Annotated in this window: 7 protein-coding genes; all 7 read left to right on the top strand. The window is 40.6% G+C overall.

Features of this window, described 5'->3' with window-relative positions:
- Window positions 1-449: 449 nt before the first annotated feature.
- On the top strand, window positions 450-2,252 hold the full coding sequence (locus Q0081_RS06605; RefSeq protein ID WP_298350528.1) for an FAD-dependent oxidoreductase: 1,803 nt from the start codon (window positions 450-452) through the stop codon (window positions 2,250-2,252).
- Window positions 2,222-4,048, top strand: a complete 1,827-nt coding sequence (locus Q0081_RS06600; RefSeq protein WP_298350527.1) for a 2-oxoacid:acceptor oxidoreductase subunit alpha — start codon at window positions 2,222-2,224, stop codon at window positions 4,046-4,048. The genes Q0081_RS06605 and Q0081_RS06600 overlap by 31 nt, the downstream gene beginning before the upstream one ends.
- Window positions 4,049-4,172: 124 nt before the next feature.
- Window positions 4,173-4,427 carry a type II toxin-antitoxin system RelE/ParE family toxin gene (locus tag Q0081_RS06595; protein ID WP_310586479.1) on the top strand — a complete coding sequence of 85 codons (255 nt, stop codon included), beginning with the start codon at window positions 4,173-4,175 and terminating at the stop codon, window positions 4,425-4,427.
- A 67-nt stretch (window positions 4,428-4,494) separates the two neighbouring features.
- Complete coding sequence (locus Q0081_RS06590; protein WP_298350525.1) at window positions 4,495-4,797, top strand: helix-turn-helix domain-containing protein; 303 nt, start codon at window positions 4,495-4,497, stop codon at window positions 4,795-4,797.
- Window positions 4,798-4,947: 150 nt separating this feature from the next.
- Window positions 4,948-5,631 (top strand): homing endonuclease associated repeat-containing protein, encoded by a 684-nt coding sequence (locus tag Q0081_RS06585; RefSeq protein ID WP_298350524.1) that lies wholly within the window; start codon window positions 4,948-4,950, stop codon window positions 5,629-5,631.
- Window positions 5,632-5,728: 97 nt separating this feature from the next.
- Window positions 5,729-6,001: a nucleotidyltransferase family protein gene (locus Q0081_RS06580; RefSeq protein WP_298350522.1), complete on the top strand. Its 273-nt coding sequence runs from the start codon at window positions 5,729-5,731 to the stop codon at window positions 5,999-6,001.
- Window positions 5,994-6,380 carry a DUF86 domain-containing protein gene (locus tag Q0081_RS06575; protein ID WP_298350520.1) on the top strand — a complete coding sequence of 129 codons (387 nt, stop codon included), beginning with the start codon at window positions 5,994-5,996 and terminating at the stop codon, window positions 6,378-6,380. The genes Q0081_RS06580 and Q0081_RS06575 overlap by 8 nt, the downstream gene beginning before the upstream one ends.
- The last annotated feature ends 57 nt before the right edge of the window (window positions 6,381-6,437 follow it).

Genomic DNA, 6,437 nt, shown 5'->3' with positions numbered 1-6,437 from the left:
GTTTTGGGCTTTGATTCCCATTCTGCCAATTTTGCAAGTAAAATCTCAGTAGCTTTGTGCTTATCCATTGCCTTTTTTTAGGCTAATTTAGTAATTCCCTGCATTCATTCGTACACCCGAAATGATATATTTTGTACTATTTGGCTTTTATTTGTTACTTTGGTAGGTTTGTTGTAAGTGCCATTGGGTCAGGATTTATGAAATGCCGGTATGACTATTTACCAAACATTTTCTATCAAAACCGTTAAGTAACTTTTGAATAATAGTGCCTTTGTAATTCTGGACAAAATCCCGTAATTGCCAAAAAATCATTAATTGAGCATAACCCACTAATGAATATACCCAAGAAATTATCCAACTTCTCATCTTTTAAAAAGCGCACGTTTCTGTATTGATTTGTGACTTAATCTTGACTAACTTGCGTAATTAGCTATTCAAACCATACCTCCTTGAAACCGACAGACATCAAAAACCCGGAGTATTTCCACAAAGTTGTGGACTGTCAATATGCTTGTCCGGCACATACTCCCGTACCTGAGTACATTCGGCTCATTGCTGCCGAACGATACACCGAAGCATATATGGTCAACTGGGAATCCAACGTTTTTCCCGGCGTATTAGGTCGCACCTGCGACCGCCCCTGCGAGCCTGCCTGCCGACGCGGGCGTGTTGAAGACGAACCCGTGGCAATTTGCCGCCTCAAACGGGTAGCAGCCGACAACAAAGGCGATATAAAAGAATTTATGCCGCAAGGGCCTTTTCTGCCCAACGGCAAGAAAATAGCCCTCATCGGAGGCGGCCCTGCTGCTCTAACCGTTGCGCGTGACCTGGCTCCTTTGGGGTACGAAATTCATCTGTATGACGACCAAACTAAAGGCGGTGGAATGATGCGGAGCCAAATTCCATCGTTTCGTTTGCCCGACAGTGTATTGAACGAAGAGGTCAATTTTATTTTGGATTTGGGCATTCATACTCATTTCAATACCCGTGTGGAAAGTCTTCGCGAGGTGTTGAACCAAGGATATGATGCCGTTTTTGTAGGAACGGGAGCACCTAAAGGTAAAGATTTAGCAAAACTTCCCGGACGTTGGGATGCCAAGGCCAATATCCATATCGGTATTGAATGGCTGGCAAGTGTAGCTTTTGAACATACAGCAAAAATTGGCAAAAAAGTAATCGTGCTGGGCGGAGGAAATACTGCCATGGATTGCTGCCGTACTTCGCGCCGATTAGGCGGGGATGAGGTGAAGGTAGTGGTTCGCAGCCCGTTCAAAGAAATGAAAGCCTCGCCTTGGGAAATCGAAGATGCACTTCACGAAGATATTCCGATTTTAGAATGCCACGTTCCCAAATCGTTTGTAGTGGAAGATGGCATTCTAAAAGGTATGACTTTTGAGAAAGTAGAAGCTAAATACGAAAATGGCAAGCGGACACTTGTTTCGACGGGTGAAGGCGATGTTTTAATTGAAGCCGACGATGTATTGGTGGCAATTGGACAGGAAAACTCTTTCCCATGGATTGAGCGCGATTTAGGACTGGAATTCAACGAATGGGGCTTGCCGGTGTTAGACGAAACTACGTTTCAATCTACGATTTCGAATGTATTCTTTGGCGGTGATTCGGCCATGGGTCCTAAAAATGTGATTACTGCCGTAGCGCAGGGACATTCGGCTGCCGTTTCGATTGATTTGTTTTGCAACCAACAATCTCTCCACGACCGTCCATCGCCTTTTACCAATCTGATCAGTCAAAAAATGGGGATTCACGAGTGGATTTATGATAGCGATGTTACGACCGATATTCGTTACAAGGTCCCCCATGCTGATAAAAAATTAACGTTGAAAGACCGTAAAAAAGAAGTGGAATTGGGCTTTAGCCAGGATACCGGCTTTAAAGAAGCGCAGCGTTGCCTCAACTGCGATGTACAGACGGTTTTTACGGAGAATAAATGCATTGAGTGTGATGCCTGTATGGATGTATGTCCTACTTCGTGTATTACCTTCACCGTCAACGGCGAAGAGGAGGATTTGCGGACGCGTTTGCTGGCTCCCGCCAATGATTTGTCTCAGGATTTATACGTGTCAGACTCGCTCAAAACGGGGCGTGTTATGGTAAAAGATGAAAATGTTTGTCTTCACTGTGGCCTTTGTGCCGAACGCTGTCCCACCTCAGCTTGGGATATGCAGAAATATTTATATTCAGTCACCAAAGCAGGTAATCAATGCGGAATCTTACAGGAATTAACGACTTAGTAGTACGATTTGCCAACGTAAACGGAACGGGTTCGGCGAGTGCGAATAATATGTTTGCGATGTCCATTTTCAGAATGGGTATCCCCGTAACTGCCAAAAATATTTTCCCATCTAATATTCAGGGTTTGCCTACATGGTACGAAGTACGCGTAAGTGAAAAAGGGTATTTAGGACGGCGTGAGGGGGTAGATGTGTTGGTGTGTGTCAATCCACAGAGCATGAAGCAGGACATTGCTTCGGTGAAATCGGGAGGTTATTTTATGTATGACAATACCAAAACCTTGCATAAAGATTACCTCAGAGAAGACATTCACTATGTCGGAGTTCCAATGATTGGAATCTGTATGCGGCTTTATCAGGATGCACGTCAGCGCCAATTGTTCAAAAACATGATTTATGTAGGAGCTTTGGCGGCATTGTTGGACATTGAATTGGAGGTAGTCAAAGGAATTATTGCGGACGAATTCAAGAAAAAGCCTAAACTCATTGAGCCGAACGTTCAGGCAATGATGGAGGGGGTAAAATATATTCAGGAAAACTACGATCATCCGTTGAATCTGCGCGTTGAACGCCGCGATTTGGTAGGTGACAGCATCGTGATTGATGGAAATACTGCCTGCGGAATCGGAGCTGTTTTTGCCGGGGCAACCGTTGCTGGTTGGTATCCGATTACACCTTCGACTTCTTTGGTAGAAGCGTTTGGGAAATATGCCAATCGTTTGCGAGTTGATCCTGAAACGGGCCTTAAAAAAGTGGCAATTGTACAGGCTGAAGATGAGTTGGCGGCTTTTGGGATGGTATTGGGTGCCAACTGGAACGGTGCACGTGCCTTTACCGCAACGAGTGGTCCCGGGCTATCGCTGATGAATGAATTTTTGGGATTAGCATATTTTGCTGAAATTCCTGCCGTATTGGTAGACGTACAACGGGGCGGCCCCTCCACGGGGATGCCTACGCGTACGCAGCAATCGGATTTGTTGTTAGCTGCCTATGCTTCGCACGGGGATACCAAGCAGGTATTGCTTATTCCAAGCAACCCTAAAGAATGTTTTGATTTCATGGCCGATGCGTTCGATTTGGCGGAACGCCTTCAAACGCCGATTATCTTGATGACGGATTTGGATTTGGGAATGAACGAACACCTTTCGGCTCCCCTTGCTTGGGATGATACTCGCGTTTATGACCGAGGCAAAGTCTATTCGGCCGAAGATTTGGATGCGTTAGATGCAATGGGTAAGAAATTCGGGCGTTATTTGGACGTAGATGGGGACGGAATTCCGTACCGTACGCTTCCGGCAACGCACCCGACCAAAGGGTCCTTCTTTACGCGCGGAACTTCGCACGACGAATACGCTCGCTATACCGAAGATGGAGTGAAAAATGCCGAAGTACTTGACCGTTTGTTGAAAAAATGGGATACGGCTAAAGAAATTACGCCCAAACCGGAGTTTTATCAAACTGAAAATCAAACCAATATAGGTATGATTTTTTTCGGAACCACTACCTACGCAGCTTTGGAAGCCATGGATTTGTTGAAAGAAGAAGAAGGGATTGTGTTGGATGCTATGCGGGCAACCGCTTTTCCTTTCCATGAGTCGGTTGAGCAGTTCATTGAGACCCACGACCAAATATTTGTAATTGAGCAAAATCGAGATGCGCAGTTTAGAACGCTATTGATTAATGAGTTGGAAGCCAATCCAAAAAAACTGATCAAAATCCTGAACTATGACGGGATGCCGATTACCGCAGAAGCCATTCGGAGACAAATTGTGAGTGTGCTTTCTCCTGTGGCTTGATGAATAGAGATAAACCTACTCAGTATCATCCCATTACTAATAAGTGGGATGTATTGAATTGGGCAGTATTAGCAATAACCTTGCAAATAGTTGTCCAATTAGTTAACTTTGGGTTTGTAAAAGTATGATAAGACAGGTAATCGCCTATAAAAACTATTTCCTTGACTTTTACGAAGAATTACCTGATAACGTTCAAAGAAAAATTGAATGGACTTTGAATTTAATTCGTATAACTCAACAAGTCCCTGAGAAATATTTTAAGCATTTGGAAGGAACAAAAGGGCTTTATGAAGTCAGAGTAGAAGTTGGGGGTAATATTTATCGTATTTTTTCTTTTTTTGATAAAGGTAACTTAGTAGTTCTTGGGAACGGATTTTAAAAGAAATCACAGAAGACACCTGAAATAGAGATTGAAAAAGCACTTAAAATAATGGAGGAATACCAAAATGAAAAATAAAGACAACATTACGACATTGGACCAAATTCTTGATAAAAAATATGGTATCAATGGAGAACCCAAGAGAGAAGAATGGGAACAGCAATTTGAAGCATTTAGACTTGGGGTTTTACTTGAAGAAGCAAGAATTAAATTGGGAATGACACAAGAAGAATTGGCTGAAAAGTGTGGGACAAACAAATCATATATTTCAAGAATTGAAAATAACAATTCCGATATTAGACTTTCGACTTTAATGAAAATAATTCAGCAAGGTCTCGGCGGCCATCTAAAATTGACACTTCAGCTTTGATAAAAAGCTAATAAGTTTAAAACGCAGCATTTTGGGGTTTAGAAAGAAAGCCAACTTAATTGCACTGCAAACGCAGACTTGGTTGGGAAGGATTAGCCTTCACATACATTGAATATAAGACAAGACTGGAAAATTAAGTTACTTACAATTATGAAATTTGAATTAAACAAATATAATAGGAATTCAACAGAACAGGATTTTTTAGATGATCTTAGAAAAGTGGCTAATCTTCTTAAAACCGATAAATTGACACAAGAAGAATATCAGGGAAAGGGAAAATATAGTTCTTCCACAGTACAAAAACGATTTGGAAGGTGGAATCAAGTCTTAGAAAAAGCCGGATTGAAAGTTACTTTAAAATTTAATGTAAGTGAAAGAGAATTATTCCAAAATATTGAAGATGTCTGGATACAATTAGGAAGACAACCTTTATATGATGAGTTCAAAGCACCGTTATCAAAATATTCAGTCAAACCCTATGAACGAAATTTCGGAACTTGGAGAAAAGCACTTGAAGCTTTTATAGAATTTGTTGAGTCAGGAGACGACCGGAATCAAGAAATTGAAGAAAATATACCTGAGCTAACTCAAGAAGCCGAACTTGTTTTTAAACACAAAACTAAAAGACAACCAAGTGAAAGATTAAAAGTTCAAGTATTAATGAGGGATGGAAATAAATGCCGACTTTGCGGTGTTACTGTTACTGGTAATAGTATTCATTTTGACCATATTTTTCCTTGGTCAAAAGGCGGAGAAACAGTTTTAGAAAATCTTCAAGTACTTTGTGAAATACATAATCTTGCAAAAGGGAATTTAGAATATAGTGCTAAATAAAATTGAACCTACAGCCGTGTTGGCGACAATTGATAGCTTCGAGGTGACAAATGTTGTAAATACCAAATATGTGAATCTGCTTAGTCAAAATATTAATATGATTATCCAACTTTGTAAAGTGCACAAAGTAAGACGGTTGTATGCTTTTGGGTCTATTTTGACAGAAAAATTTAATGATGACAGTGATATAGATTTGATTGTTGATTTTGATAATGTGGATGTAGCAGATTATGCTGATAATTATTTTGATTTTAAATTTTCGCTGCAAGATATTCTGAAAAGATCCATTGACCTTTTGGAAGAAAAGGCTATAAAAAATCCTTACTTTAGACAAGCAGTGAATCAACAAAGGCAACTCTTATATGGATAATGACGTTAAGACGTGGCTTTTTGATATTTTGAACGCGATAAATGAAATTGAAAGCTTTTTCATTGACGGTCCTAAAACATTTGCAGATTATCAGCTTGATTTGAGAACAAAACGTGCTGTTGAGCGAAACATTGAGATAATTGGAGAGGCAATGAATCGAATATTAAAAAAAGATCAAAAGATATTAATATCTAATTCCAAAAAAATGGTTGACGTAAGAAACCGAATTATTCATGGTTATGATACGGTATCAGATGAGATAATATGGGGAATTGTAAACAAGTATGTTCCAGTTTTGCAAACTGAAATAAAAAAACGGTTCATCAGGCATTATAGTGTGTTGTCTCTAAATTGCAGATATGGATACTTCTACGATTGAAATGTTGCTTGGCTTCACTGACCTACAGGTGGAGGCGGTGGAGATACAACCCGCTCG

This window comes from Runella sp., assembly GCF_027484545.1.
GTDB lineage: Bacteria > Bacteroidota > Bacteroidia > Cytophagales > Spirosomataceae > Runella.
Note: the sequence above shows the minus strand (reverse complement) of the source record. Positions and strands in the feature narration are given on the sequence as shown.

Coding starts and splice junctions, on each gene's coding strand:
- Q0081_RS06575 (WP_298350520.1), top strand. CDS start 5,994: ATGGATAATGACGTTAAGACGTGGCTTTTTGATATTTTGAACGCGATA.
- Q0081_RS06595 (WP_310586479.1), top strand. CDS start 4,173: ATGATAAGACAGGTAATCGCCTATAAAAACTATTTCCTTGACTTTTAC.
- Q0081_RS06585 (WP_298350524.1), top strand. CDS start 4,948: ATGAAATTTGAATTAAACAAATATAATAGGAATTCAACAGAACAGGAT.
- Q0081_RS06580 (WP_298350522.1), top strand. CDS start 5,729: ATGATTATCCAACTTTGTAAAGTGCACAAAGTAAGACGGTTGTATGCT.
- Q0081_RS06600 (WP_298350527.1), top strand. CDS start 2,222: ATGCGGAATCTTACAGGAATTAACGACTTAGTAGTACGATTTGCCAAC.
- Q0081_RS06590 (WP_298350525.1), top strand. CDS start 4,495: ATGAAAAATAAAGACAACATTACGACATTGGACCAAATTCTTGATAAA.